This is a genomic window from Stenotrophomonas sp. RIT-551 (assembly GCF_026241915.1).
Classification (GTDB): Bacteria; Pseudomonadota; Gammaproteobacteria; order Xanthomonadales; family Xanthomonadaceae; genus Stenotrophomonas; species Stenotrophomonas bentonitica_A.
In genome coordinates this window covers 1-26,455 of record NZ_JAPJIU010000020.1, presented here as the reverse complement: position 1 = coordinate 26,455, position 26,455 = coordinate 1, and the positions used below count along the sequence as shown (strand labels likewise).

Below are 26,455 nucleotides of genomic sequence, written 5' to 3'. Positions count from 1 at the left end.
CAGAGCATTCCTAGTGTCGCTCATCCGCGACTTCGACAGCCCACACAGCGTCGCCGCCCCGCCCATAGCGCACTAACGAGAATTTTGCCCCCCGGTACACTTCGACCCGCGCTGCGTTCGGGGAGTGCCGCACTTGCTGCGTTGGCAACGACACCCGAGCCAAGCTGTCGCCCGCAGGCAACGTCCAGAAGACGTCATCGGTATTCCCGATAATCACCTGCACTCGGCCAGCAAGATCATTCACCTGGAAATACGAGATACCGTCCCGCTGGAATCCGTACACGAGCCAGTTCGGATCCTGACTCAGGTTGGCAGCCATCGGCTGCGCTTGGCCCAGCCCGCTTCTCGCCAGAGGAGTTCCGTGACTATCGGACTGGGCCATTCCGACCATCGGAACCGATGCGAGAATCACGATACCCACCACACCAACAATCCTTGGAATGCGCACATTTACCTCCTGAGTTAAAAACCGATGAGGGGAACTTCGGCGATAGTAACTGTAACCGGCGGTCCACCGAACAATGACCACCTTGAGTGGCGAGACCAGTACGACGCGCCCATCGGCAACCGGGCAACCCGGCAACCAGGCCGGGACTGCGACATTGCGCGTCGCCCTCGCCCCTAAAGTTACGCGTGAAACCGCCGCTGCCAGTCCCGACCCACTCGGAACCGAGCGTACGCCTCATGCCGGCACTGTTGCAGGGCGCTGTCCTCAGCGACCCCGGTGATGCCCTGCCCCAGCGGATCCTGCTGGTGGAAAACTCGCGCACGTTCACCAGCATGCTGCGCGAGGCGATCGAGCAGCGGCTGGAGCTGCCGGTGTCGGTCGCGACCAGCCTGGCCGAGGCCGGGCGGTTGCTGGATGAGGAACAGGGCTGGTTCCTGGTCCTGACCGGCCTGGTGCTGGCCGATGGTGACCGCGATACCGTGGTGGACTACTTCCTCTCACGCGGGTTGCCCACGGTGGTGGTCAGCGGCGTCTACGACGAAGACCTGCGCAAGCGGGTGCTGCAGCAGCAGATCATCGATTACGTGCTGAAGAACACGCCGGGCAGCATCGATTACCTGGTGTGGCTGGTACAGCGGCTGGAGCGCAACCGGCGGATCGCCGCGGTGGTGGTGGATGATTCAATGTCGGCACGGATGTACGCCGCCTCGCTGCTGCGCATGTACGGGCATGACGTCTACGAGGCGGCCGACGGTGCCGAAGGGCTGAAGGCGATCGAAGCGCACCCGGCCATCCGGCTGGCCGTGGTCGACCAGGAGATGCCGGGCATGGAGGGGGTGGAGTTCACCCGCCGCCTGCGCACGATGCGCTCACGCGACAAGCTGGCGGTGATCGGGATCTCCGGCAATACCGACCCGTCGCTGATCCCGCGCTTCCTCAAGAACGGCGCCAACGATTTCCTGCGCAAGCCCTTCTCGCGCGAGGAGTTCTTCTGCCGCGTCTCGCAGAACGTGGACCAGCTGGAGCTGATCGGCACCCTGCAGGACCTGGCCACCCGCGATTTCCTGACCGGCCTGCCCAATCGCCGCTGCTTCCTGGAACAGAGCCAGCGCCAGCTGCCGCAGTTGCACCTGGATGGTGAGCAGGTGGCGGTGGCGATGATCGATATCGACCACTTCAAGCACATCAACGATACCCATGGCCACGAGGCCGGCGATGACGCGCTGCGCGCGGTGGCCGCGGCGGTCGCCCAGCACGCGCGCCAGGAAGACCTGATCGCGCGCTTCGGTGGCGAGGAGTTCTGCCTGCTGGTGCCCGGCATGGATGAAGAGCAGGCCGTGCACTACTTCGACGAACTGCGCCAGGCCATCGCCGCGCTGGAGGTCGACCTGGGCCACACCACGCTGCGCATGACGGTGAGCATCGGGCTGTGCTGCCTGCGTCCGCAGCGCGACTCGCTGCACCGGCTGATTTCCGAGGCCGACCGCCAGCTGTACCTGGCCAAGGCCGCCGGCCGCAACCGGGTCCACTGCGCCACCGTGGCCACCGGCCCACGCCAGCGCGAGCCTGCCCTGGTGCCTTGATCGAGATCAACGCGGCCCCGGCCGCGACTGCCTAGAGTCGCCCCCAGTTGAACAGCACGGGGAACGCACCATGGCACTTCTGGTCTGGCAGGATGATCTGAACATCGGTATCGATGTCATCGATCACCAGCACATGCGCATCGTGGAGATGCTCAACCACCTGCATGTCGCCCAGAAGAGCCTGGAGCGGCTGGCCGTGGCCGAGGTGATCGACGAGCTGGTGGATTACACGATGTCCCATTTCGCCTTCGAAGAAGAGCTGATGGAGGAAGCCGGCTATCCGTTCTGTTCGGCGCACAAGCGCGTGCATGAGATCTTCGGCAAGCGCGTGGGCGAGTACCGGCTGCGTTTCCAGGCCGGTGAGGACATCACCGAAGAGCTGCGCACGATGCTCTCGCGCTGGCTGTTCAATCATATCCGGGGCGACGACAAGGCCTACGCACCGCAGGTCAAGCAGCATCTCAACCAGTTCGCGCGCGAGCACCAGCAGGGCAGTTGGCTGGGCCGCACGCTCAAGCGCTTCTTCCGCTGATCAGCGCCCGCGCCGGCCCATCGCCAGCAGGGCGACGATGGTGATCAATGCGGTGACGCACAGGTAATAGCCCACTGCGACCAGGCCATAGCGTTCGGCCAGCCAGGTGGCCACGTACGGCGCCGGGGCCGCACCGAGAATGCCGGCCAGGTTGAACGAAAGCGAAGCGCCGGTGTAGCGCACCTGGACCGGATAGATCTCGGCCAGGAAGGTGCCGCACGGGCCGTAGGTCAGGCCCATCAGGAACAGGCCCAGCGCCAGGAACCCCAGCACCAGCCACGGGCTGCCGGCCTGGAACAGCGGCGCGAACGCCACGCCGAAGGCGAGGATCAGGCCGCTGGCCACGATCATCGTGCGGCGTGTGCCCCAACGGTCGCCGTACAGCGCGGAAATGGGAATGCCCGCCGCGAAGAACAGGATGCCGACCATCTGCAGCAGCAGGAACTGCTCGCGCGAGTACCCCAGCACGGTGGTGCCATGGCCGAGGGTGAACACCGTCATCAGGTAGAACAGCACGAAGGTGGCGAACGCTCCCAGCGTGCCCAGCACCAGCGTCAACGGGTGGTCGCGCAGCACGCTCCACATCGGCAGCCTGACCCGCTCGTTGCGGTCCAGCGTGGCCTGGAACTGCGGGGTCTCGTGGATGTTCAAGCGCACCCACAGGCCGATGCCGACCAGCAGCGAACTGGCCAGGAAGGGCACGCGCCACCCCCATTGCAGGAAATCAGCCTCGCTCATCGCGCGGCCGAGCAGCAGGAAGATACCGGCCGAGAGCAGGAAGCCCAGCGGAGCACCCAGCTGCGGGAACATGCCGTACCAGGCGCGCTTGCCGGGCGGTGCATTCTCGGTGGCCAGCAGCACCGCACCACCCCACTCTCCCCCCAGCCCCAGGCCCTGCCCGAAACGGCACAGCGCCAGCAGTGCCGGCGCGACCAGGCCGATGCTGGCATGCGTGGGCAGCAGGCCGATGGCCACCGTGGAAACCCCCATCGTCAGCAATGCCGCCACCAGCGTGGCCTTGCGCCCGATGCGGTCGCCGTAGTGACCGAACACCGCCGAGCCGACCGGCCGCGCGATGAAGGCTACGGCGAAGGTCGCCAGCGACTGCAGCATCGCCGCGCCATCGCTGCTCTCGGGGAAGAACAGGTGCGGAAACACCAGCACCGCCGCGGTGGCGTAGATGTAGAAATCGAAGAACTCGATGGTGGTGCCGATCAGGCTCGCCAGCAGGATGCGGCGGGGGGAGTTCACGACGGGTGCGACAGCAGGTGTGGACATCGGGTACGCAGAAAAGGGCAGCTGCCGGATTCTGCCACGGCCTTCCCACGCCTGCCGCGATGGTTGCAGACGAGACTGTCAGCCAGTGACCGGGTCCACAGGCTGCGTGCCGGCCAGGAACTCCCACCCGCTCACCGGGTCTGACCGCGGTCCCCCGCCAGGAAGGTTCCGGATGTCAGGCTCAAGGAAGCGTGCCCGCTCGCGCTGGACCCGGCCCACCGCCATCGCGGTGGTGATGGCCGTACACGGGCTGATGCTGGGCGTGCTGCTGCGTTCACCCGGCCCGGGTGATGCCTTCGCGGATGAGCGCCTGCAGGTGTACTGGCTGCCTCGCGCGTTGCCGGTACCGGTTTCGCCACCGCCCAGTGCCACGACGCCCCGCACACGGCAGGCCGCCGCATCGCAGCGCCTGCCTGCGCCGGCCGTGGTCGTGCCGGTCGCCGCAGCCGCCGCCGCGCCGGCTGTGCCGGAAGTGACCGCGCCGCTTGATCTGAGCGTGCCATCGTCGCTGACCGGCAGCGGCATCGAAGCAGCCTCACTGGCCCCGCGCGTGCTGGGCGCCCGTGAGGTGCACGCGGCCTTCCAACCGCGGCGCGAGCGCTTCCGGATGAACGCCGGAATGTCGCCGGAGCAGATCGTGCAGGGCATTTTCCAGCTGATCGGTGCCTGGCCGCCCGGCTACACGGTGGACCAGTGCCGCCTGACGCGGCAGCAGATCGACTACCTGCGCAACGCGGTGGATGAACGGGATCGCGACCTGCTGCGCGAGTCGCTGGTCCGCCACAGCCAGGACTGCTGAGCGAGGTCAGCCGCCCAGGTGGATCCAGGTCGCCTTGAGTTCGGTGTACTTGTCGAAGGCGTGCAGGGATTTGTCGCGGCCGATGCCGGACTGCTTGTAGCCACCGAACGGGGCGGTCATGTCGCCGCCATCCCACTGGTTGACCCAGACGCTGCCGGCACGCAGGCCGCGTGCCACCCGGTGCGCGCGGCCCAGGTCGCGCGTCCATACGCCAGCGGCCAGCCCGTAGATCGAATCATTGGCCATGCGCAGCGCGTCCGCCTCGTGATCGAAGGTGAGCACCGAGAGGACCGGCCCGAAGATTTCCTCGCGGGCGATCGTGTGCTGCGGATCGACCTCATCGAAGACGGTCGGCTCGACATAGCTGCCACCCGGCACCACCTCCAAGCGTTTGCCACCCAGCAGCAGGCGCGCGCCCTCGGCCTCGCCGCGGGCCACGTAGTCCAGCACGCGGCCGGCGTGCGCGTCGTCGACCAGCGCGCCCATCGCCGCCTCCGGCTCGAACGGGTGTTGTGGCTGCATGTGCCGCCCATGCGCCAGGACCCGGGCCACGAAGGCATCCTTGATCGAGCGCTGGACCAGCAGGCGCGAGCCGGCGGTGCACACCTCGCCCTGGTTGTAGAAGATCGCCGTGGCGGCGGCCTGGGCGGCCTTGTCCAGATCGGGCGCATCGGCGAAGACGAGGTTCGGGCTCTTGCCACCGCACTCCAGCCAGGTGCGCTTGAGATTCGATCTGCCCGCGCATTGCAGCAACCGGCGGCCAACAGCGGTGGAACCGGTGAAGGCCAGCGCATCCACGTCCATGTGCAGCGCCAGCGGCTCACCAGTGCGCTCGCCGTGGCCAGGCAGCACGTTGAACACGCCGTCGGGCACACCGGCCTCGGCCACCAGTGCGGCCAGGCGGATCGCGCTCAACGGCGAGCGTTCAGAGGGTTTGAGCACCACGGAATTGCCTGCCGCCAGCGCCGGGGCGATTTTCCACGACGCCATCAACAGCGGGAAATTCCACGGCACGATCACCGCGACAACGCCGACCGGCTCGCGGGTGATCAGGCCCAGCGTGTCGAGCGCTGTAGGGGCGACTTCGCCGTATACCTTGTCCACCGCCTCGGCGGTCCAGCGCAGGCACCGCACGACACCGGCCAGATCGCCTTCGCGTGCGTCGCGGACCGGCTTGCCCATGTCCAGGGTTTCCAGCAACGCGAGCGCATCGGCGTGCTGCTCGACCAGATCGGCCAGCCGCAGCAGCACCCGCTTGCGGTGCGAGGGTGCCGCCCGCGACCAGTCGCCCGCATCGAAACTGCGACGCGCCGCGGCGACCGCACGGTCAACGTCTGTCGTATCGGCGTCGGCTACCTGCACCAGCACGCGGCCATCGATCGGGCTGATGCAGTCATAGCGCGCGCCACTGGCGGCGTCCACGTAGCGCCCATCGATGAAGGCCTGGCCCTGGAAGGTCAGTGCATCGGCCTGGCGCTGCCAGTCCTCACGGGTGCGTGCGGCGGTCATCGGCGTGGTCCTCGTTCAGTGAGTCGGGTAACGCGCTTATACCCGCGGCCATCACGGAGTGACGTGATGCGGGTGCGATAAAGTCGTGACCGTCGCGACCCTGCGGAGTGCCCCATGCCTCGTCCCGAGTTGTCGTTGTCCACCCTGGCCGGACAAGCGCCAGCAGAGCTGGACGCCTATTGGATGCCATTCACCGCCAACCGCCAGTTCAAGGCCGCGCCACGCCTGCTGGTACGCGCTGAGGGCATGTACTACCACGACGTCGACGACCGCCCGATCCTGGATGGCGCGGCGGGCCTGTGGTGCTGCAACGCGGGGCATGCGCGGCCGCGGATCGTCCAGGTGATCCAGCAGCAGGCCGCCACGCTGGATTTCGCGCCACCGTTCCAGATGGGCTCGCCGTTGCCGTTCGTGCTGGCGCAGCGGCTGGCCGCACTGGCACCGGCCAGCTTGAACCATGTGTTCTTCACCAACTCCGGCTCCGAGGCGGTGGATACCGCGATGAAGATCGCGCTGGCCTACCATCGCCTGCGCGGCGAGGGTCACCGCACCCGCTTCATCGGGCGGGAGAAGGCGTATCACGGCGTCGGCTTCGGCGGCATGTCGATCGGCGGCCTGCCCAACAACCGCAAGACGTTCGGGCCGTTGTTGCCCGGTAGCGATTTCCTGTGCCATACGCTCGATCTGGAGCGCAATGCCTTCAGCCCTGGCCTGCCCCGCCACGGGGCCGAACTGGCCGAGGATCTGGAGCGCCTGATCGCGCTACACGATGCCTCCACCATCGCCGCGGTGTTCGTCGAGCCGATCGCCGGTTCGGCCGGGGTGATCCTGCCCGCGCCGGGCTATCTGCAGCGCCTGCGCGAGATCTGCGACCAGCACGGCATTCTGCTGGTGTTCGACGAGGTGATCACCGGTTTCGGCCGGGTCGGCCACGCCTTCGCCGCCCAGCGCTTCGGGGTCACCCCGGACCTGCTGACCCTGGCCAAGGGCCTGACCAACGGCGCGGTGCCGATGGGCGCGGTGCTGGCCAGCGATGCGATCCACGGCGCCTTCATGCAGGGCCCGACGGCCGCCATCGAATTTTTCCACGGCTATACCTATTCCGGTCACCCGCTGGCGTGTGCGGCTGCGCTGGCCGCGCTGGATACCTACGCCGAGGAGCATCTGTTCGAGCGCGCCCTGGAACTGGGTGATTACTGGCAGGAGCGACTGCACAGCCTGCGAGGGCTGCCGCATGTGGTGGACATCCGCAACGTCGGGTTGATCGGCGCAATCGAGCTGATGCCGCGCAAGGACGCGCCCGGCGCGCGCGGCTATGAGGTATTCGAGCGCTGCTTCCGCGATGGTGAGTTGCTGGTGCGCTGCACCGGCGATGTGATCGCGCTGTCGCCTCCGCTGATCCTGGAGCGCAGCCACATCGACCGCATCGTGGAGGTGCTGGGCGAGATGATCCGCGCCACCGGCTGAGCCTGAATCCGTCGGCGACGACGCCGGCCGCCGCGATCCTTACAATGGTCGGTCACGTTTCGCTCGCGTACCGGATTGCATGGACATTGTCGTCAAAGAAGAACTCAAGGCCTATATCGACCCGCTGACCCCGGACGAGCACGACGCCCTGGAGCGCAGCATCCTCGCCGAAGGCTGCCGCGACGCGCTGGTGCTGTGGGGCGAGGTGCTGGTGGATGGCCACAACCGCTACGGCATCTGCCAGAAGCACGGACTGCCGTTCCAGACGATCCAGAACACGCGATTCCAGTCGATGGACGACGTCCATCTGTGGATGATCGAGCAGCACCTGGGCCGCCGCAGCGTCTCCGATTTCCAGCGTGGCGTGCTGGCGCTGCGCAAGCGCGACATCCTGGCCGAGCGCCATCGCGCCGATCAGGCCCAGCTGCAGAAGGAAAGCGACGGCGAGATCAGCGGGCCGACCGAGGCCGCTGACGAAGACAGCCCGCCGTGGGCCGCCGCACCGAAGGTCAGCCGCGCGGACATGGCCCGCGAAGCGCGCCTGAGCAGCAGCCAGGTGACGATGATCGAGCGCATCCACAAGCAGGCCGCGCCGGAACTGGTGGAAGCGGTCAAGACCGGGGTGATCTCGATTAGCGCCGCGGCCGCCGTGGCCGACCTGCCGGAAGACGAACAGCGTGCCGCAGCCGCCGCCGGCAAGGACGAGCTCAAGCAGGCCGCCAAGCGTGTGCGCGAGTCCAAGCGCAAGCCGCGCAAGCCGGCCCAGGAGGTGCTGCACAGCGCCGATGGCGACGCCGAGGTCGACCCCAGCCGCGCCGCCGAGATCGCCGATGCGCTCAACGCACTGGGCGAAGGCCCGGCCGAGCTGCGCCAGCGCATCATCGCGCTGACCCTGGAGAACGACACCCTGCGCCAGCAGCTGGCCGCGCTGCGCAAGCAGGTGGCGGACCTCTGAGGGCAGTGCCGGCCGCTGGCCGGCAACGCGATTGACCTTCGGGTGGGGGGAGGCTTGGTTGCCGGCCAGCGGCCGGCACTACCTCGCAATCATCCTTCGGTCGTTAGACTGCCGGGATGACGCCCCTCTCCCCTCCCGACCCGCGCCGTGCCCAGCTGCGACGGCTCAAACTGATCGCCCTGGCCATGCTGGTGGCGATGCTGGCCGGCTTCGCGGTCAGCCATTGGCACGGCGAACGCGGCATCTGGGCCTGGGTCTCGGCCTTCTGCGAAGCCGCTGCCGTCGGCGCCCTGGCCGACTGGTTCGCGGTGGTCGCGCTGTTCCGGCGTCCGCTGGGCCTGCCGATCCCGCATACTGCGATCATCCCGCGCAGCAAGGACCGCATCGCCGACAGCCTGGCGCTGTTCGTCCGCGACCAGTTCCTGGAACCCCAAGCGCTGCTGGCCCGGCTCCAGGTGTTCGATCCGGCCAGCCGCCTGGGCAGCTGGCTGGCCGAGCCGGCGCGGGCCCGCATGCTGGCGGACATGGCCCGCGGCTGGGCCCTGCAGGCGCTGGATTTCCTTGATGAAGCGGCGGTCCGGCGCAGCATCCAGGGCTTTGTGATCCAGCAGCTTCGGCAATGGAACGCAGCCGCCACGGCGGGTGAACTGCTAAGCCTGCTCACCGCCGACAACCGCCACCAGCGCGTGCTGGATGAAGGCCTGACCCGCATCAGCGAATGGCTGGGCAACGAGACGGTCAAGGACCGCGCGTCCACCCTGATCGTGGGCTACATCCAGCGCGAGTGGCCCAAGCTGGCCAGTACGGTCAACTGGGTCAAGCCGATCGACGAGATCGGTGACACCCTTGCCGAGCGCCTGGCGCACGCGGTGCTGGAAGAACTGCAGCAGATCCTGGCCCAGCCCGAACACCCCCTGCGGCGCGATTACGAAACCTGGCTGAGCGACTACATCCAGCGGCTGCGCGAGGACCCGGCCCTGGCCGAGAAGGTCGAGCAGCTCAAACAGCAGGTGATCGACCACCCGGCCGTGCAGGAGTACGTGCAGGGCCTGTGGGCGCGGATCCACGCCAGCCTGCGTGCCGACCTGGCCAGCGAGGACTCCGCGCTGGCCGGCCATCTGCGCCGCAGCCTGGCCTCGGTGGGTGAGGCGCTGCAGGCCGACCCGTCGCTGCGCGAAGCACTCAACCAGCACCTGATGGACGGTGCCGAACGCCTGACCACGCGCCTGCGCAGCGGGGTGACCGAGCACATCGCGCAGACCGTCAAAGGGTGGGACGAACGCCACCTGGTCGAGCAGCTGGAATTGAGCGTTGGCCGCGACCTGCAGTTCATCCGTTTCAATGGCACCCTGGTGGGCGGCCTGATCGGCGTGATCCTGCACGCGCTGACCGTCTGGTTCCACTGGTAACACCGGAAGCATCCGCGCCCTGCGACGCTGGCAGGATCGCTGCCAGCGTCGTGGGATGACTCAGCCAGCGACCGCCCGGACCGCCGCCACCAGCGCGTCCATCTGCGCCGGCGTGCTGAAGATGCCCGGCGTCACCCGCAGGCAGGCGCCGGAGGCGAGCCCTTCGCGTGGCACCACGAACACCCCCGACTGCTTCACCATCCGCTGCGAGGTGGCGGTGTTGTCGCGCATCGTGGTCTGCCCGCGCAACCGGAACGAGGTGATCGCACTGGACAGGCGCGGATCGTCCGACCCCAGCAACTGGATGCGCGCATCGTCCCGCAATGCGTCCATCCACTGAGCGCGCAGGCGCAGCAGGCGCGCACGCTTGTTGGCGACACCGATGCGCTCGTGCAGGTCCAGTGCAACCGGCAGCGCCATGTACGCCGCGAAGTTGACCGTGCCGGTGTGCACGCGGGTGCGGATGTCGTCGTGATCCTGCTCGCCCATGTACGGATCCAGATCGCGGACACGCCCGCGGCGGACATACACCGCCCCGACGCCGACCGGCGCGCCGATCCACTTGTGCAGGTTGATCCCGATGAAATCCACCCCCAGCGCGCGCAGCGGGGTATCCACCTGGCCGATGCCGTGCGCCGCGTCGAGCACCACCTCCACGCCGGCCGCCCTGGCCAGGGCGGCGATCTCCGCCACTGGCAGCAGCATGCCGTTGCGGTGGTTGACGTGGGTCAGCAACAGCAGGCGCACGCGCGGGTTGGCGGCCAGCGCGCGGCGGTAGGTCTCCACGATGCTGTCGTGGTCGAACGGCTCGGGCAGCGTGATCGCCACCGGCTGCACGCCGCGCCGCGCCTGCAGCCACTGCATCGCGCTGATCATGCTGTCGTAGTCGGTGTCGGCATACATCACTGCATCGCCTGGCGACAGCCCGCGGTAGCTGCCGATCAGTACCTGCATCGCCTCGGTGGCGCCACGGGTGAGCACGATCTCGTCGGTCTCCACGCCCAGCACCTGTGCCAGGCGTACGCGGGCCTGTTCGAACAGCGGTGGAAACGCCAGCCGCCCGAACCAGGCGTTGCCGGCATTCACCGTGGCGGTAGCCTGCTGGTACGCCTGCAGTACCGGGCGCGCCATTGCGCCCCAGTAGCCGTTGTCCAGCATCACGACCTCATCGGTGAGGTCATACAGTGCGCGGACCTGGTCCCACCAGCCTTCATCACCGGCAAGTTCGGCCGGCGTACGCGTGCCCACCGCCGGCAGCGCCATCGGTTCAGGGCCCATGGCGGTCGCACCGGACAGCGCCGTGGCGAGTGGCAGGGCCAGCGCGCCACGCAGCAGATGTCGTCGTTGCCGGTCCATCAATAGCGGATCCGGTATTCGGCGTAGAGGTTGCGGCCGTCAGTGTCATACGGCGCGTTCCGCGAGTAGATCAGGCCACGGCTGGCCTGGAAGCTGGCCTCGTCCGGGTAGCGGTTGAAGAGGTTGTCCGCGCCGATCCGCAGCGTCTGCTGCCCGGTGACGTTCCAGCTCACCGCCAGATCGACGAAGCTCATCGCCCCGAAGCGCTGGAAGATGTCGCCGGTGGCATTGCCCGAAGAGTCTGTCCATGCCCCGTAGTATCGCAGCTTGCCGAGCACGCTGAAGCGGCCCCACGCATAGGTACTGCTGAGCGTGGCCTTCTGCCGCGGCAGGCGCTCTTCGAAGATGCGGCGCTGGCTTTCGTTGGTGGCCACGCCGGTGGCACCACTGTCCACCTGGGTCTGGTTGTAGTTGTAGCCCAGCGTGGTGCTCAGGCGGCCCGCGCCGAGTGCGGTGGTGTGGCTGGCCACCACGTCGACACCGCGCGTGGTGGTGTCGAAATCGTTGGTGTAGAAGCTCACCGAGGTGTACGCCAGCGGGTTGGGTACGCCGGCCGGCACCGCGAACGAGGCCGACTGGCTGAAGCGATCGGTGACCTTGATGTCGTACAGGTCCACCGAGCCGGAGAAGCCCAGCTCATTCTTCCAGGTCAGACCGAGCGAGGCGGTGCGCGATTGCTCCGGCTTGAGCGGTTTGGCCCCCAGCTGGATCGCCAGCGGATCGCTGGGCGACAGGCGGCCGGTGGTGAACACCTGCAAGGTCACGGTATCCAGGCCCTGCTGGGTGCTCTGGGTGTAGAGCTGGCCAGGGGTGGGGGCACGGAAGCCGGTGGAGACCGAGCCGCGCAGCGCCAGGTCCGGGGTGAACTCGAAGCGGCTGGAGAGCTTGCCGTCCACGCTTTCACCGAAGGCGGAGAAGTGCTCGTAACGGGTCGCCGCGCCGACGGTCCAGCGGGCGGTCAACGGCGCTTCGACATCGATGTAGGCCGCGCGGCTGCGCTGGCTCCAGCGCCCGGCATTGGCCGCGCTGAACCCCGGCGCACCGTTGGCGCCCCCGGCCAGGCCGGTCACCGCGCCCGGGCCGATCGCATACGACGCCGGATCACCGGCATCCACGCCGTAGGTTTCCTCGCGCGTCTCCGCACCGAAGGCGATGTTGATCGGCGCCGCCAGCGCGCTGACCGGCAGCGAGTAGACGATATCCGCGTTGAGGTTCTTCTCTTCCTGCGAGAGGCGGCCGAGGTAGAACGCGGTGGGGCTGTCCGGGCCGAGCGAGGCATTGATCGAATTGCCCAGCGTGTAGTCGATGCGGTTGCGCCCGTAGGAGCCGCTCACATCCCAGCGCCAGCGCTCGCCCCAGTAACCACGCAGACCGAGCACGCCCTGCAGATCGTCCTGCTCGTTGCCGTATTTCGGGCTGAAGCCGGTCGGGTACAGGCTGCGTGCGTCCCAGCCGGGGAATACGCGGCTGCGGTTGTAGACCGAGGCGGTGCCATCGGGGTTGCGCCAGTTGAAATCGCTGACACCCTCGCTGTGGCCGTACAGACCGAAGCCGTAGAGGTCGACGCTGTCGTTCAAGGCCAGGTTGAGGTTGAAGCCGAAATGCCGGTTTTCCAGGTCCGGCTGGCCCCAGCGCTGCACCGGATCGGGCACGGCCAGCGCCGGGTGGGCGTTCTGGAAGGCGATCGCATCGGCGCGCTGACGGCTGCGCGAGGTCGCATCGGATTTGTCCCAGTCGGCGAACAGCGACAGGCTGCCCTTGTCGCCCAGCGCGAAGCCGTGGCGGCCCCCGATCTTGCGGCCCAGGCCATCGCCCTCGCTGTACTCGGAGAGCCCCAGCGACAGTTCGCCGCCGACCCGGTCATCCAGGATGATGTTGATGACACCGGCGATCGCGTCCGAGCCGTACTGCGCGGACGCGCCGTCGCGCAGCACTTCGATGCGCTGGATCGCATGCACCGGAATCTGGGCCAGGTCCGGCCCCTGCGCACCGCGCGCGCCCAGCAGCGCCGAGCGGTGGAAGCGGCGACCATTGACCAGCACCAGGGTCTGGTCCGGCGAGAGGCCGCGCAGCGTGGCCGGCCGCACGAACACCAGGCCATCATTCATCGGCATGCGCTGGACCACGAACGACGGCACCAGCTGGGCCAGCACATCGTTGAGGTCGGAGGATTCGATCGCCTGGATTTCTTCCTGCGAGAACACGTCCACCGGGGCCAGCGTGTCGAACTGCGTGCGGTTGCTGCCGCGCGTGCCGGTGACGATCATCGTGTCCAGGGTGGCGGGGGCCGCGGCATTCCCTGCCGGGGCGGCCTCGGCACGCGCATCGGCGGCCAGGGCGAAGGTAAGGACGGACGACACCGCTACAGCAAGCACACAACGATTCACTGACGACTCCGCGTACGAACAGGTGGGGGTTCGCCGTGACGGCTTGTCACGACATCCTCACAGTGTGTTGACGCGATATTGCCCGGCAGTGACACGCAGACGACCGTCGTTGCCGCCCCCGCACATACGCCCGCGCACGGCTTTTTCCTGATTTCGACACCGCCATGACGCTTGTCTAACGAAATGATAATGACTATCATTCACTGATCGGCTGTACGCCTAGCCAACCGGCGCCCGGATGCCTCACGCCTTCCCTGCGCAACGCCCCGTGTACACCTCCTGATCCGCTGCCTCGCCTGCCCTGCTGCCCCCGGCAGCGTCACTGCGCGCGTGCCGCCGTTTTCCCACATTGGAAGTGTTGCCATGACCCGTTCGTCCGCGTCACCGTTGTCCCGGCCATCGTTGTTGACCCTCGCGCTTGTTGCTGCCCTCGCCGGGCCGGCGCTGCCCGCCTTTGCCGAGGCCGGGCCGAATGAGGCAACCACGCTGGACACGGTCAAGGTGACGGCCGATGGCGAGATCCCGAATTCCTACACGGTCAAGCAGGCCAGCACCGCCACCAAGTTGAACCTGTCGCTGCGCCACACCCCCCAGTCGGTCACCGTGCTGACCCGCCAGCGTCTGGACGACATGGGCCTGTACGCCCTGTCCGATGTGATGGGCCAGGTCACCGGCGTGCACGTGTCGGTCACCGATTCGGAGCGCATCAACTACATCTCGCGTGGCTACAGCATCACCAATTTCCAGATCGACGGGATGCTCAACACGTTTGGTGGCTCGCTCAAGACCAACACCGACAGCGCGATCTACGAGCGCATCGAAGTGGTCCGCGGCGCCACCGGCCTGACCACCGGCGCCGGTGATCCGTCGGGCACGATCAACATGGTCCGCAAGCGACCGACCCAGGAGATGGCGATGAGCGCCGGGCTGACCCTGGGCCGCTGGGGCAACCAGCGTCTGGAAGCGGACATCGGCGGCCCGATCGCGCTGGATGGCCGCGTGCGTGCGCGCTTCGTGGCCGCCAAGCAGCAGAGCGATTCCTTCCGCGATGTGTACCGTCTGGACAAGGACGTGTTCTACGGCATCGTGCAGGCCGACCTGACCGACAGCACCCTGTTCGAAGTCGGCTATGACTACCAGTCGCCGGAAACCAAGGGCGTGACCTGGGGCGTGGTGCCGTACTGGGGCCCGGACGGCAAGCCGGCCAACCTGCCCCGCTCGACCAACCTCTCGGCACGCTGGAGCAGCTGGCCGATCGTGGAGAAGACCACCTTCGTGCGCCTGGAGCAGCAGCTCGGCAACGGCTGGTCGCTGAAGGCCAGCGCGACCCGCGCCAAGCGCAACACCGATGGCGACGTCTGGTATGGCGCGCAGGGGTATCCGGCACCGGACGGCACCGGGGTGCGCGCCTATCTCTCGCATTTCGCCGAGCGCAGCGAAATGAATGTGTTCGACCTCAACGCCAGCGGCCCGTTCCAGCTGTTCGGCCGTGAACACGAGCTGGTGGCGGGCGTCGGCCAATCCGTGCGCAAGGGCGAATCGCCTGCCTCGGCATTCACGCAGCCGCCGGGCTATGACGTCGTGCCGGACTGGCGCCACTGGACCGGGGATGTCGCCCCGTTGCCGCTCACACGGCATGACTGGCTGGCCTCGGAGAACGAGCTGACGCAGAAGGCCGCCTACGTGGCCGCCCGCCTGCAGCTGGCCGATCCGTTGCTGGCCGTGCTCGGCGCGCGCTACGGCAGCTGGGAAACCCGCAGCTGGCGCTACACCCACGATGCTGCCGGCAACCGTACCGGCACCACCCGCGGCGGCTACAAGCCGGACGATTCGCTGACCCCGTACTTCGGCCTGGTCTACGATTTCAGCAGGCAGTTCAGCGCTTACGCCAGCTACACCGACATCTTCCAGCCGCAGGACTACCGCGACAAGAACAACGACTACCTGGAGCCGGTGGTCGGCGACATGTGGGAGGCCGGCCTGAAGGGTGAATTCTTCGGTGGACGCCTGAATACCTCCGCCGCGGTGTTCAAGGGCGAGAAGGACAATGTCGCCGAGCTCGATGACTCGGTGCCGGCCGCCTCGCTGCCCGATGGCAGCAGCGCCTATCGTTCCACCGGCAAGGGCAACAAGGTCAAGGGCTGGGAACTGGAAGCCCAGGGCAGCCTGACCGAGAACTGGAACCTCTCGGCCGGTTTCGCGCACACCACCATCCGCAACCAGGCCGGCGTGGCGCAGAACACCACCAACCCGGTGGACACCTTCCGCCTCAACACCAGCTGGCGCCCGAGCGGTGAGTGGAACCGCCTGTCGCTGGGCGGTGGCGTGACCTGGCAGAGCCGGATCTACCGGACCAGCACCAAGCCGCGCGCGGATTACGCGACCAGCGGCCGTACCGAATCGGCGTTCATCACCCAGGACGCGTTCTACCTGGTGAATGTGTTCGCCGGCTACCGCTTCAACGACAACTTCTCCGCGCAGCTCAACGTCAACAACCTGCTCGACAAGAAGTACTTCAGCAACGTCGGTTTCTACAACGGCGTGTACTGGGGCGAACCGCGCAACGTGATGTTGAACCTGCGCTGGAAGCTCTGACACCGGCTCCAAGGGACCACTGCGACGCGCAGTGAACACGGCCACGGATGGCCACTATCCTTCATCACCGGCTGCGGCCGGTGATGCCCGTTTCCCCGATCGATCAGCAGGTTTCCGTGGACAGCACGCCGCACGCCAGCGCCAGGTTCAACCGTCTTGGTTCCTTCTTCACCCGCCCCTGGCTGGGTGTGTTGTCACGTTCGCTCGCGGCGATCTTCGGCGGCTACGCGCTGGCCGCGACCTGCTCGATGTTCTTCGCGGTCGCCCTGCCGATCGCGCGCGGGCAGGCCGTGCTGACCGGCATGATGGTGGCGATCGTGCTGTGCGCCTGCGCGGCGCTGTGGGCGTTCGCTACCCGCACTGCCCTGCGCGCCTGGGTCGGCATCCTGATACCCACCGTGCTGTTCTGGGTGGGCACCCGCCTGCTGCAGGGGGCCGCATGAAGAACGGATTCCGCCAGTCGATGGCGTGGCTGCACACCTGGACCGGCCTGCTGGTCGGCTGGCTGCTGCTGCTGATTTTCATGGCCGGCACCGCCAGCTACTACCGTGAGGAAATCAGCCGCTGGATGCGCCCGGAGCTGCCGCGCAGCAGCGTCACCGCCGATGTGGCCGCCGAGCGTGCGCTGACCTTCCTGCAGCACAAGGCGCCACAGGCCGAGAGCTGGAACGTCACCCTGCCCGACCCGCGCAACCCGGCGATGCGCATGTTCTGGCGCAACCCCGAATCAATGGTCAAGCCGCCGGTGGAAGGCGAGCGCCGCCGGCGCGGCGGTGGCCGTTTCGGCGATGCCACCGTGGATCCGAACACCGGCGAGGAAATCGCCGCACGCGAAACCCGCGGCGGCGACTTCTTCTACCGCCTGCATTTCGACCTGCACTACATCCCGGTCTACTGGGCGCGTTACCTGGTCGGTTTCTGCGCGATGTTCATGCTGGTGGCGATCATCACCGGCGTGATCACGCACAAGAAGATCTTCAAGGACTTCTTCACCTTCCGCCCGGAGAAGGGCCTGCGTTCGTGGCTGGATTTCCATAACGTCAGCGCCGTGATGGCGCTGCCGTACCACGCGATGATCACCTACACCGGCATCGTCACCCTGATGTTCATGTACCTGCCGTGGGGCGTGAGCGTGGCCTACCCCAAGGATGAGGAGGCGTTCTTCAGCGAGGCTTTCGCGCGCCTGGCCGAGATCGAGACCCCCGCCGAAGGGCGCGCCACGCCGCTGCCGATCCAGCAGCTGCTGGACAGCGCCCGCGCCGAATGGAAGGGGGCCGATGTCGCCGGCTTCACCCTGTACCACCCGGGCGCAGCGAATGCGATCGTGGATATCACCCAGCGCGATGGAAAGCGCCTGTCGGTGGATACCCCGTCGCTGCGCTTCAATGCCGTCACCGGGCAATTGCTCGAGGCCAGCCCGGCCTCCGGTGGTGCGACCCAGACCCGCGGCGTGATGTACGGACTGCACCTGGCGCGCTTCGCCGATTGGGGCCTGCGTGCCCTGTTCTTCCTCTCGGGCCTGATCGGCTGCCTGATGGTCGCCAGCGGCGTGGTGCTGTGGGCGGTCAAGGAACGTCCCAAGCACGCCAAGTCCGGCAAGACCGGCTTCGGCCTGCGCCTGGTCGACGCGCTGAACATCGGCGCAGTGGCCGGCCTGCCGATTGCCTTCGCCACCTACTTCCTGGCCAACCGCCTGCTGCCGGTGCAGATGGCCGAGCGCTCCGCGGCCGAGGTCAATGCCTTCTTCTACGCCTGGGCCGCCGCATTGCTGGCCGGTTTCATCTGGCCCAAGCGGATGATGTGGACCTGGCAGCTGTATCTGGGCGGCGCGCTGTTCGCCCTGATCCCGGTGGTCAACGCATTGACCACGCACGCGCATCTGGGCGTGACCCTGCGTACCGGTGACTGGGTGCTGGCCGGCTTCGATCTGACCATGCTCGCCTTCGGCGCGATGCTGGCCTACTGCGGCCATCGCATGCAGCGTTGGCAGCCACCGTTGAGCGCCGCCGAGAAGAAGCGTCGCCAGCAGGCCGCTGCTGCGGGGGCCACGGCATGATGCTGCTCGCGATCACACTGACCTTCTCCGCGTTCACGGCGCTGTCGCTGGCCATGGACAAGCACCAGCTGGATCTGCACGGCAAAGCCGGCGCCAGCGCATCGCGCATGCGGGTGTGGCGCTGGTTGGGCTGGACGTTGCTGACCGTCGCCTTCGCCTTGTGCGTGCTGGATCACGGCTGGGCGATCGGCCCGGTGCTGTGGCTGGGCGCGCTGACGATCAGCGGGTTGCTGATCGCGTTCGGGCTGTACCCGTATCGCCCGCGCTGGATCGCGCCATTGGCATGGGCGTTGCCGGTGGTGGGGCTGGCGGTGGCACTGGTCGGGCATTGAGGGAGCAGCCACGCATGGCGTGGCTCTACCTTCAGATCGATCCCTGCGGTGCACCCGCCGCACCCTCGCGGGCGTCGCCGCATCGCGATCGCCGGTCAGGGCACCAGTGAAAACATGTGCGCGTCGGCGGGACGGCCGTCGATGACCAGCCGGTTGCGTGCCACGCCCTCGCGAAGCGCGCCGGCCTTCTCCGCCACCCGTTCGCTGGCGAGGTTGCCCACCGCCACCACGATCTCCACCCGTTGCAGGCCCAGCGGCCCGAACGCCTGGGCAGCCAGTGCCCGGACAACGCGGGGCGCCACGCCCTGGCCACGGCACGACTGCCGTACCCAGTAGCCCAGGTTGCAGAACCGGGGATCGTGCTGGATCTTGTTCAGTCCCGCGCCGCCGACAAACGCCGCCGTGTCCTGCTCGAATATCCCGTACTCGCAGGCCGAGCCTGCCGCCCAGCCGTCGCGGCAGGCCTGGAACCACTGCAGCGCCTGCGCGACGCTGTAGTCGACCGAGCTCCACGGCATCCAGCGCTGCATGCCCTCGGCCGATTCACGCACCGCCGCCAGAAACGGGGCGGCGTCGGCATCCTTGAACGGACGCAGTAGCAGCCCGTCGGCGTGGAGTTGGCTGTCGTCCATGTCAGTCCCTTGCCGTCCCGTCAGGCGCCGTAGCGGCGCAGTTCCCACGCGCGGTGGATGCGCGGGTTGCGTTCGAAGTCCGCCCCGATGGTCTCGGGCGAAATCTCCTTGCACTCCGCGAATTCCTTGATCGCTTCGTCGTCCAGCCTGAAGCGGCGGAAGTTGTTGGAGAAGTACAGCACGCCTTCCGGGCTCAGGCGGGCCACGGCCGCGCGCAGCAGGCGCACGTGTTCGCGCTGGATGTCGAAGTCATCGGCGCGGGCCGAGTTGGAGAAGGTCGGCGGATCGCAGAAGATCACGTCGAAGCGGTGGCGCTCGGCCTCCAGCCACGCCAGTGCATCGGCCTGGATCAGCTGGTGCTGGCTGCCGCCCTTGCCGTTCAAGGCCAGGTTGTCGGCGCACCACTGCAGATAGGTACCGGACAGATCCACGCTGGTGGTGGTCGCGGCGCCGGCCACGGCGGCCTGCACCGAGGCGACACCGGTGTAGCAGAAGAGGTTGAGGAAGCGCTTGCCCTGGGCTTCCTGCGCCATGTGCCAGCGCAGCGGGCGGTGGTCCAGGAACAGGCCGGTGTCCAGGTAATCGAACAGGTTCACGCGCAGCAGCGCGTCGTTCTCGCGTACCAGCACGAATTCGCCGCGCTGCTCGAAGCGGCCGTACTTGCTGCCGCCCTTGCCCCGCTCGCGCGACTTCAGTGCGACCTGCTCGGCCGGCACCTGGAACACCTCGCGGGCAGCCGACAGCAGCTCGTTGCGGCGGCGACGCACATCGACATCGGGAATGGTCGCCGGGGCCGCGTATTCCTGCACATGCAGGAAGGTGCGACGGGCACCGCCGTCTTCTTCGTAGACATCGATGGCGGCGGCGTATTCGGGCAAATCGGCATCGTAGACGCGGTAGCAGGTGATGCTCTCGCGCGCCCGCCAGGTCTTGAATTTCTTGATGTTCTTGCGCAGGCGGTTGGCCACCATCTGCGCGCCTTCGCTGAGCTCGCGCGGTTGGCCGGTGTTCTCACGCTGCGGCACGGCGATCGGGTCGCAGACAATCAGCGCGCACTCGATGGCGCCGTTGAACAGCTGGTACTTCTTGTTGGCGCGCAGGCCGGTGGCAAACGCCAGGTCCGCGCTGCCGCACAGCAGGCTGGCACGCCACTGCGGCACCGCGCGCTTGAGCGCGTCGCCGAGGCGGCGGTACAGCAGCGCATCGGCGGCCAGGCGCTCGTCATAGGGCGGATTGCAGACCACGCAGCCGGTTTCCTGCGGCGGCACCTGCACATCGGCCACGTCGCGAACGCCGAACCAGATCGCGTGCGAGACACCGGCGGTCTCGGCATTTTCCTTGGCCGCGCGGATCGCATGCGGGTCGATATCGCTGCCGTGGATGACCTGCTTGAGCGCACCGCGGCCGGCTTCCTCGCGCGTACGCGCTTCGGCCATCAGGGTGTTCCAGCTCTCGCGGTCGAAGCCCAGCCAGCGGCTCGGCGGGATGCTGCCGTGGCGCTGCAGGCCCGGGGCGACGTCGGCGGCCATCAGCGCGCCTTCGATCAGCAGCGTGCCGCTGCCGCACATCGGGTCCAGCAGGCCACCGCCTTCGCTGTGGATCTTCGGCCAGTTGGCGCGCAGCAGCACGGCGGCGGCCAGGTTTTCCTTCAGCGGCGCCTCGTTCTGCGCCATGCGCCAACCGCGCCGATGCATCGGGCCACCGCCCAGATCGATCGAGATCGTGGCGCGGCCCTTGCGCAGCGACAGGTTGATGCGCACATCCGGGAACTCCACGTTCACCGACGGCCGTTCCAGGCCCTGCGCGCGCAGGCTGTCGACCACGCCATCCTTGACCCGCTGCGCGGCAAAGCGCGCGTGGGTGATCTCGGTGCCGGACACATGCGCATCCACCGACAGGGTCAGCTCGGGGCTGATGTGCTGCTCCCACGCCATCGCCGACACGCCCTGGTAGAGCGAGCCCTCATCCGGGCACTCGAACTCGGCCAGCGGCCACAGCACCCGGCTGGCCAGGCGCGACCACAGCACCACGCGCTGTGCCTGCGCCAGCTCGCCCTCGGCGTTGACGCCGGAAATGGTGGCGGTGGCCTTGTCCAGGCCGAGCGCCAACAGTTCGTCGGCGAGCAGATACTCCAGGCCCTTGGCGCAGGAAACAAAGAATTTCACGGAATCGGTATCGCAGGTCAGCGGAGAGGGGGTGCCCACGGGCACGGCAAGCAGCCGGGCACGGGGTCCCGGGGGGCCATTGTACGTGAGGCGGGCTGGATCGCCCGGCTTACAGCGAGGCCAGCAATTCCTCGAAGGCCCGGGTCGACGCCTCCACGTGGTTGGCCAGGCGGTGCCCGTCGTCCACCATCAGCAGGCGCGCCGAGCGGGCCTGGGCCCAGGCGATGACCTCGGCGGGCGGGATCAGTTCGTCGTGCCAGGCATGCACCACGCTGGTCGGCACCCGCGCCGCATCCAGCGCCGGCATCGGCCCCATGCGGGTCGGCGGCACCATCAGGAACAGCCCGCGGACCGGCACCTGCAGCGAGGCGATGGCCGAGATGTACGAGCCCAGGCTGGAACCGGCCAGCACCACCGGGCCCTGCGCGGCGCGGGCGGTGGCCAGGGTGACCAGTCGCTGCAGGCGGGCGCGCACATCGCCGAGGCTGCTGACCTCGCGCTGGGCGTCCAGGTCGGTGTAGTCCGGGCGCTCGTGGGTCCAGCCCAGGCGCTCGGCCACGTCGGCCAGGGCGGTCACCTTGATGGCGTCCGGGCCGCTTTCAAAGCCGTGGGAGAGAATGCAGTGGCCGCGGCTCATGCACACACCGGGCGGGAATCGATAGGAGCGTTCATGCCCGAATGCTAGCATCGCCGCATGCCCGACCGCGCCCCGCCCGCCATCGATGCACAGCCCCTGCCCTACCAGGACAGGCTGCTGCCCCGCACCCACGACGACATCGATCTGGTGGTCATCCACTGCACCGAACTGCCGGACCTGGCGATGGCGCGCGAGTACGGCGAGCGCGTGCTGTATGAGAGCGGCACGGGCAACAGCGGGCACTACTACATCGACCGCGACGGGCGCATCGTCCAGTACGTGTCATTGGACCGCATCGCGCATCAGGTCACGGGTTTCAACCCGCGCTCGATCGGCATCGAACTGGTCAACACCGGGCGTTACCCGCACTGGTGGGATTCCCGCCACCAGGCGATGGACGAGCCCTACCCGGATGCGCAGATCGCGGCGCTGATCGATCTGCTGCAGCACCTGTGCGGCACGCTGCCGGCGCTGGCGCATATCGCCGGCCACGAGTGGCTCGATACACGTGAAGAAGTGGCCAGCGACGATCCGGAGCGGCGCGTGCCGCGCAAGCGCGACCCGGGCCCGCTGTTCCCGTGGCCGCGCGTGCTCGCGGCGGTGCCGTTGCAGGAACTGCGTGGGTGAGCGGGTGTGCCGATGATCAGCCGGTTGCCACCGGGCGCGACGGATCGCTGACCCAGCCGCTCCACGAATCGGCATAGATCCGCGCGCCTTCCAGGCCGGCCGCTTCCATTGCCAGCAGCAGATGGCAGGCGGTCACGCCGGAGCCGCACATCAGGACCACCTCCTCCGGTGCGTGCGTGCCGAGCAGCGGCTGCAGCGCCGCGCGCAGATCGTCCGCAGGGCGCAAACGCCCGTCATGCACATTCAACGCGAACGGACGATTCACCGCGCCGGGCACATGGCCGGCGACCGGGTCCAACGGCTCCACTTCGCCCCGGAAACGCTCGCCGGCCCGCGCATCGATCAACCAGCCCGGGGCATGCTTGAGACGCGCCTGCACCTGCTCGGCCGAGGCGATCTGGCTGCGGTCGAAGTGACCGGGGTAGGGCGGCAGCCCGGTCACCTGCGGCCGCTCGGTAGTCACCGGCAGGCCGGCCGCCTGCCAGGCCGCGAAGCCGCCATCGAGGACGCGCACGTTGGCATGCCCGATCAACCGCAACAGCCACCACAGGCGCGCGGCGGCCATGCTGCCATCGCCGGCGTCATAGACCACCACCCGGGTATCGGGCCCGATGCCCCACTCGCCCAGGCGTGCGGCGAACGCCTCGCTGTCCGGCAGTGGGTGACGGCCATGGCCGGTGCGGCCCAGATCGGACAGATCCCGGTTGAGATCGGCGTACAGCGCGCCGGGCAGATGGCCCTGTGCGTACAGCTGCGCACCGGACTGCGGGTCGGCCAACGAGAAACGGGCATCCACCACGCGCAGCGGCGCTGCGGCACTGGCCGTCGCGCGTGCATCCATCAGGCGCGTGGCGCCCTCCTCCAGGGCCTGTGCGAGGGCGGTGACATCGATCAGCGGCGTGGTCATGCGGTCTGCTCCAGGCGGCGACGCAGGTTGTAGAGAATGGCGGCGGTCGCGCCCCAGATCCGTTGCCCCGGCCAGCCATACTCGAGCACGTGGCGGATGCGCCCGCGGTGATCGATCTCGACGTGGTGCAGGTTGGCCGGATCCATCAGGTACGCGAGCGGAACTTCGAAGACTTCGGCGACCTCGCCCGGTTCGGGCACGGCCACGAATGCGGGATCGATCACGGCCACGACCGGCATGACCCGATAACCGGTAATCGTCACGAATGGATCCAGGTATCCCAGTACCTGCACCTGATCCTGCTTGAGGGCGATTTCCTCATCGCTCTCGCGGATCGCAGCGGCCACCGCATCGCGGTCGTCCGGTTCCATGCGGCCACCCGGGAAACCGACCTGGCCACCGTGATGACGCAACGTATCGGTACGCCGGGTCAGCAATACCTGGGCACCGCCTTCGCGCGGAATGATGCCGGCCAACACGGCCGCTTCAACCGGCGGGCCGGGTGGAAGAAGATCGACCAGCTCGCTGCGGTTCCAGCCATCGCCGGGCGGCGGCCGGTCCAGCGGATGCAGCGCGCGCATCAGGCGTTCGTGTTCGGCCAGCGAGCCTTGCAGCGATTGCCGCAGTTGTTCGCGCAGGGGCAGCGTGTGCTGCATGACGTGTTGCTGTTCGGGTCGGCTCATGGTTCGCCAGCGGGTGATTTCATCCACGGTGCGCAGGCAGCCCGTGCAGACACCGGCGCGATCCAGCGCGCAGATTCCGATGCAGGGAGTGGGCACGGCATGCGGGGAGTGTTCCATCGATTGCACCGGTCAACAGTAGCGCGAATGGCACGGAAACGAAAAACGCGCCGGTGTTGCCACCGGCGCGTTCTTGATGTTGCGGAAATTACTTGACGCTGACGAGCTTGATTTCGAACTGCACCGCAACGTTCGGCGGGAACGGCGTGCGCGGATCGGCACCATAGGCCTGTTCCGGCGGCAGCGTCACTTCCCACTTGGAGCCGGCCGGCATCTGCAGCAGGGCTTCACGCATGGCCTTCATTTCGACTTCGCTGACCTTGATGCCCGGGATCTGCTGGGCCGGACGCGCTTCGGCCGGACGGGTGCCGAACGGGTACGGACCGGCCACTTCCAGCTGCACGGTGCTGGCCTGGGTCGGCTTGGCGCCCTTGCCGGCTTCGATCACGCGGTACTGCACGCCGCTCGGAAGCGACTGCACGCCGGCCTTGGCCTTGTTGGTGGCCAGGAACTGGGTGCTCTTGGTCTTGTTCTCGGCGGCAGCCTTGTCGTACTCGGCCTTGGCGGCCTGCGCACGACCCTGCTCACGCTTCTGGAAGGCTTCGACGGCGGGCTTCAACTGCTCGGCCGTGATCGACGGCTGCTTCTTGGCATAGGCATCCTGCAGGCCCTTCACCACCGAGTTGATGTCCAGCTGCTCGCCGCGTGCGGTGAGTTCAGCCAGGTTGTTGCCGTAGTCGTAACCGAAGTAATAGCTCAGCTTGCCCTTTTCGGACGAGGTGTCCTGGGCGAAGGCATTGCCCGTCAGGGCCAGGGCCGCGACGGCGACCGCGATAGAACGCAACTTCATCAAACTTTTCTCCAGGGGTGGTAACTCAGGACGCGTTGGGCCGCCCTGAGGCGACGGGTTAGGATAGCCGCCGCAACGTTGAACCGCCACTAACGACGCAGGCTCTGACCTGACTTCGTTTCAAGAGTTCAACATCACTTTTTTTTAACGTTTTCAGGAGTCCTGCCGTGGCCGACGCCCTTATCGCGATTATGGACGATGGTGCCGTACGCACTGTGACGGTCAACCGCCCGGACAAACTCAACGCCCTCAACCGGGCGACGCTGGAAGCCCTGGATACGGCCTTCGCCGAGGCCGCGGCCGACCCTGCGGTGCGGGTGGTGGTGCTGACCGGCGCCGGTCCCAAGGCGTTCGTCGCCGGTGCCGACATCGCCGAAATGAACGGCCTGAGCGCGGTTCAGGGTCGTGATTTCTCCCTGCTCGGCCAAGGGCTGATGCGCCGCATCGAGCGCATGCCCAAGCCGGTGATCGGCAAGATCAACGGATTTGCGCTGGGCGGCGGCCTGGAACTGGCCATGGCCTGCCACCTGCGGGTGGCGGCGGAGACCGCCAAGGTCGGCCAGCCGGAGGTCAACCTGGGCCTGATTCCCGGTTTCGGCGGCAGCCAGCGGCTGCTGCGCCTGTGCGGCCGCGCCGCGGCGCTGGAGCTGTGCCTGCTGGGTACCCCGATCACGGCGGCCCGTGCCGCGCAACTGGGCATCGTCAACGAGGTCGTCCCCGCCGCGGAGCTCGATGCGCGGGTCCAGACCATCGCGTCGCAGTTGGCCTCGGCCGCGCCGCTGGCACTGCGCGGCATCCTGGATGCGATCCACATCGGCGGTGAGTGCCCGCTGGGCGAGGGCCTGGAGTACGAGAGCGCGCAGTTCGGCCTGATGTTCGCCACCGAGGACATGCGCGAAGGGACCAACGCATTCCTGGCGCGCCGCCCACCGGTATTCCAGAACCGCTGAGCCATGTCGCCTCCCCCTACCGTTTCGCCGGCGCAGTTGCTGGCGCTCGTGCTCGATGATCACTGGGACGCCGCGCTGGACGCCGGGCTGATGGACTACGTTCCGCACCCGGGCGACGCACAGCTGCTGCCCGGTCATCCCGACCTGCCGCAGCGCCTGCAGCAGGCGCAGCAGCAGCTGCAACGGGCCTGGGCCGCACGCGAACGCTACCGTCAGCGCCAGCAGCGGCTCGCGCGCCGTG

At 67.8% G+C, this 26,455-nt stretch carries 24 protein-coding genes; 13 read left to right on the top strand and 11 right to left on the bottom strand.

The features are described from left to right. Positions 1–10: 10 nt before the first annotated feature. Entirely contained in the window at positions 11–421 is a 411-nt protein-coding gene (locus tag ORK51_RS16800) for a hypothetical protein (protein ID WP_254427856.1), read from the bottom strand. A gap of 263 nt (positions 422–684) precedes the next feature. Between ORK51_RS16800 and ORK51_RS16795 the strand changes: the two genes are divergently transcribed. Continuing rightward, a complete protein-coding gene (locus tag ORK51_RS16795) occupies positions 685–2,031 on the top strand; it encodes a diguanylate cyclase (protein WP_266085996.1) in 1,347 nt (448 codons plus the stop codon). A gap of 70 nt (positions 2,032–2,101) precedes the next feature. Further along, entirely contained in the window at positions 2,102–2,563 is a 462-nt protein-coding gene (locus ORK51_RS16790; RefSeq protein WP_019185865.1) for a bacteriohemerythrin, read from the top strand. Here ORK51_RS16790 and ORK51_RS16785 read toward each other — a convergent pair whose 3' ends face one another. Next, a complete protein-coding gene (locus tag ORK51_RS16785) occupies positions 2,564–3,841 on the bottom strand; it encodes an MFS transporter (protein WP_070426986.1) in 1,278 nt (425 codons plus the stop codon). A 172-nt stretch (positions 3,842–4,013) separates the two neighbouring features. On the opposite strand from ORK51_RS16785, the gene ORK51_RS16780 reads away from it, so the two are divergent. After that, the gene (locus ORK51_RS16780; RefSeq protein ID WP_266085993.1) at positions 4,014–4,640 is read left to right on the top strand and encodes a hypothetical protein; all 627 of its coding nucleotides are present in this window, start codon (positions 4,014–4,016) and stop codon (positions 4,638–4,640) included. 6 nt (positions 4,641–4,646) lie between these two features. On the opposite strand, the gene ORK51_RS16775 is transcribed toward ORK51_RS16780, so the two are convergent. After that, positions 4,647–6,149: an aldehyde dehydrogenase gene (locus ORK51_RS16775; protein ID WP_266085991.1), complete on the bottom strand. Its 1,503-nt coding sequence runs from the start codon at positions 6,147–6,149 to the stop codon at positions 4,647–4,649. A gap of 114 nt (positions 6,150–6,263) precedes the next feature. On the opposite strand from ORK51_RS16775, the gene aptA reads away from it, so the two are divergent. From aptA to ORK51_RS16760, 3 genes are all read left to right on the top strand, one after another. Continuing rightward, on the top strand, positions 6,264–7,616 hold the full coding sequence (aptA, locus tag ORK51_RS16770; RefSeq protein ID WP_266085989.1) for an omega-aminotransferase AptA: 1,353 nt from the start codon (positions 6,264–6,266) through the stop codon (positions 7,614–7,616). Positions 7,617–7,695: 79 nt separating this feature from the next. After that, positions 7,696–8,571, top strand: a complete 876-nt coding sequence (locus tag ORK51_RS16765) for a plasmid replication/partition related protein (RefSeq protein WP_266085987.1) — start codon at positions 7,696–7,698, stop codon at positions 8,569–8,571. A 116-nt stretch (positions 8,572–8,687) separates the two neighbouring features. Further along, on the top strand, positions 8,688–9,980 hold the full coding sequence (locus ORK51_RS16760) for a DUF445 domain-containing protein (protein ID WP_019185870.1): 1,293 nt from the start codon (positions 8,688–8,690) through the stop codon (positions 9,978–9,980). Positions 9,981–10,040: 60 nt separating this feature from the next. On the opposite strand, the gene ORK51_RS16755 is transcribed toward ORK51_RS16760, so the two are convergent. Both ORK51_RS16755 and ORK51_RS16750 read right to left on the bottom strand, forming a co-directional pair. Beyond that, positions 10,041–11,336, bottom strand: a complete 1,296-nt coding sequence (locus ORK51_RS16755; RefSeq protein ID WP_266085984.1) for an aminotransferase class V-fold PLP-dependent enzyme — start codon at positions 11,334–11,336, stop codon at positions 10,041–10,043. Further along, positions 11,336–13,696, bottom strand: a complete 2,361-nt coding sequence (locus tag ORK51_RS16750; protein ID WP_266085982.1) for a TonB-dependent receptor plug domain-containing protein — start codon at positions 13,694–13,696, stop codon at positions 11,336–11,338. Before ORK51_RS16750 ends, ORK51_RS16755 begins: the two co-directional genes overlap by 1 nt. A 390-nt stretch (positions 13,697–14,086) precedes the next feature. Here ORK51_RS16750 and ORK51_RS16745 point away from each other — a divergent pair, with 390 nt between their 5' ends. The 4 genes from ORK51_RS16745 (at position 14,087) to ORK51_RS16730 (ending at position 18,706) form a co-directional block, all read left to right on the top strand. Then, entirely contained in the window at positions 14,087–16,318 is a 2,232-nt protein-coding gene (locus ORK51_RS16745; RefSeq protein WP_266085980.1) for a TonB-dependent siderophore receptor, read from the top strand. 83 nt (positions 16,319–16,401) lie between these two features. Next, entirely contained in the window at positions 16,402–16,761 is a 360-nt protein-coding gene (locus ORK51_RS16740; RefSeq protein ID WP_235318833.1) for a DUF3649 domain-containing protein, read from the top strand. Further along, a complete protein-coding gene (locus ORK51_RS16735) occupies positions 16,758–18,374 on the top strand; it encodes a PepSY-associated TM helix domain-containing protein (RefSeq protein ID WP_266085978.1) in 1,617 nt (538 codons plus the stop codon). The genes ORK51_RS16740 and ORK51_RS16735 overlap by 4 nt, the downstream gene beginning before the upstream one ends. After that, complete coding sequence (locus ORK51_RS16730) at positions 18,371–18,706, top strand: DUF3325 domain-containing protein (protein WP_266085976.1); 336 nt, start codon at positions 18,371–18,373, stop codon at positions 18,704–18,706. The genes ORK51_RS16735 and ORK51_RS16730 overlap by 4 nt, the downstream gene beginning before the upstream one ends. 95 nt (positions 18,707–18,801) lie before the next feature. On the opposite strand, the gene ORK51_RS16725 is transcribed toward ORK51_RS16730, so the two are convergent. From ORK51_RS16725 to ORK51_RS16715, 3 genes are all read right to left on the bottom strand, one after another. After that, on the bottom strand, positions 18,802–19,338 hold the full coding sequence (locus ORK51_RS16725; RefSeq protein WP_266085974.1) for a GNAT family N-acetyltransferase: 537 nt from the start codon (positions 19,336–19,338) through the stop codon (positions 18,802–18,804). A 20-nt stretch (positions 19,339–19,358) separates the two neighbouring features. After that, positions 19,359–21,503, bottom strand: a complete 2,145-nt coding sequence (rlmKL, locus tag ORK51_RS16720) for a bifunctional 23S rRNA (guanine(2069)-N(7))-methyltransferase RlmK/23S rRNA (guanine(2445)-N(2))-methyltransferase RlmL (RefSeq protein WP_266085972.1) — start codon at positions 21,501–21,503, stop codon at positions 19,359–19,361. A gap of 109 nt (positions 21,504–21,612) precedes the next feature. Continuing rightward, on the bottom strand, positions 21,613–22,140 hold the full coding sequence (locus ORK51_RS16715) for an alpha/beta hydrolase (RefSeq protein ID WP_266085970.1): 528 nt from the start codon (positions 22,138–22,140) through the stop codon (positions 21,613–21,615). Between the two features lie 57 nt (positions 22,141–22,197). On the opposite strand from ORK51_RS16715, the gene ORK51_RS16710 reads away from it, so the two are divergent. Beyond that, on the top strand, positions 22,198–22,767 hold the full coding sequence (locus ORK51_RS16710) for an N-acetylmuramoyl-L-alanine amidase (RefSeq protein ID WP_019185881.1): 570 nt from the start codon (positions 22,198–22,200) through the stop codon (positions 22,765–22,767). 16 nt (positions 22,768–22,783) lie between these two features. On the opposite strand, the gene ORK51_RS16705 is transcribed toward ORK51_RS16710, so the two are convergent. The 3 genes from ORK51_RS16705 to ORK51_RS16695 form a co-directional block, all read right to left on the bottom strand. Next, entirely contained in the window at positions 22,784–23,674 is an 891-nt protein-coding gene (locus tag ORK51_RS16705; protein ID WP_266085967.1) for a sulfurtransferase, read from the bottom strand. After that, a complete protein-coding gene (locus tag ORK51_RS16700; RefSeq protein WP_046272021.1) occupies positions 23,671–24,474 on the bottom strand; it encodes a CoA pyrophosphatase in 804 nt (267 codons plus the stop codon). The genes ORK51_RS16705 and ORK51_RS16700 overlap by 4 nt, the downstream gene beginning before the upstream one ends. Before the next feature lie 88 nt (positions 24,475–24,562). Then, positions 24,563–25,264 (bottom strand): FKBP-type peptidyl-prolyl cis-trans isomerase, encoded by a 702-nt coding sequence (locus ORK51_RS16695; protein ID WP_046272022.1) that lies wholly within the window; start codon positions 25,262–25,264, stop codon positions 24,563–24,565. A gap of 191 nt (positions 25,265–25,455) precedes the next feature. On the opposite strand from ORK51_RS16695, the gene ORK51_RS16690 reads away from it, so the two are divergent. Then, complete coding sequence (locus tag ORK51_RS16690; protein ID WP_390328393.1) at positions 25,456–26,214, top strand: enoyl-CoA hydratase/isomerase family protein; 759 nt, start codon at positions 25,456–25,458, stop codon at positions 26,212–26,214. 3 nt (positions 26,215–26,217) lie between these two features. Beyond that, the coding region (locus ORK51_RS16685; RefSeq protein WP_266085963.1) for a hypothetical protein at positions 26,218–26,455 on the top strand (238 nt) is incomplete at its 3' end.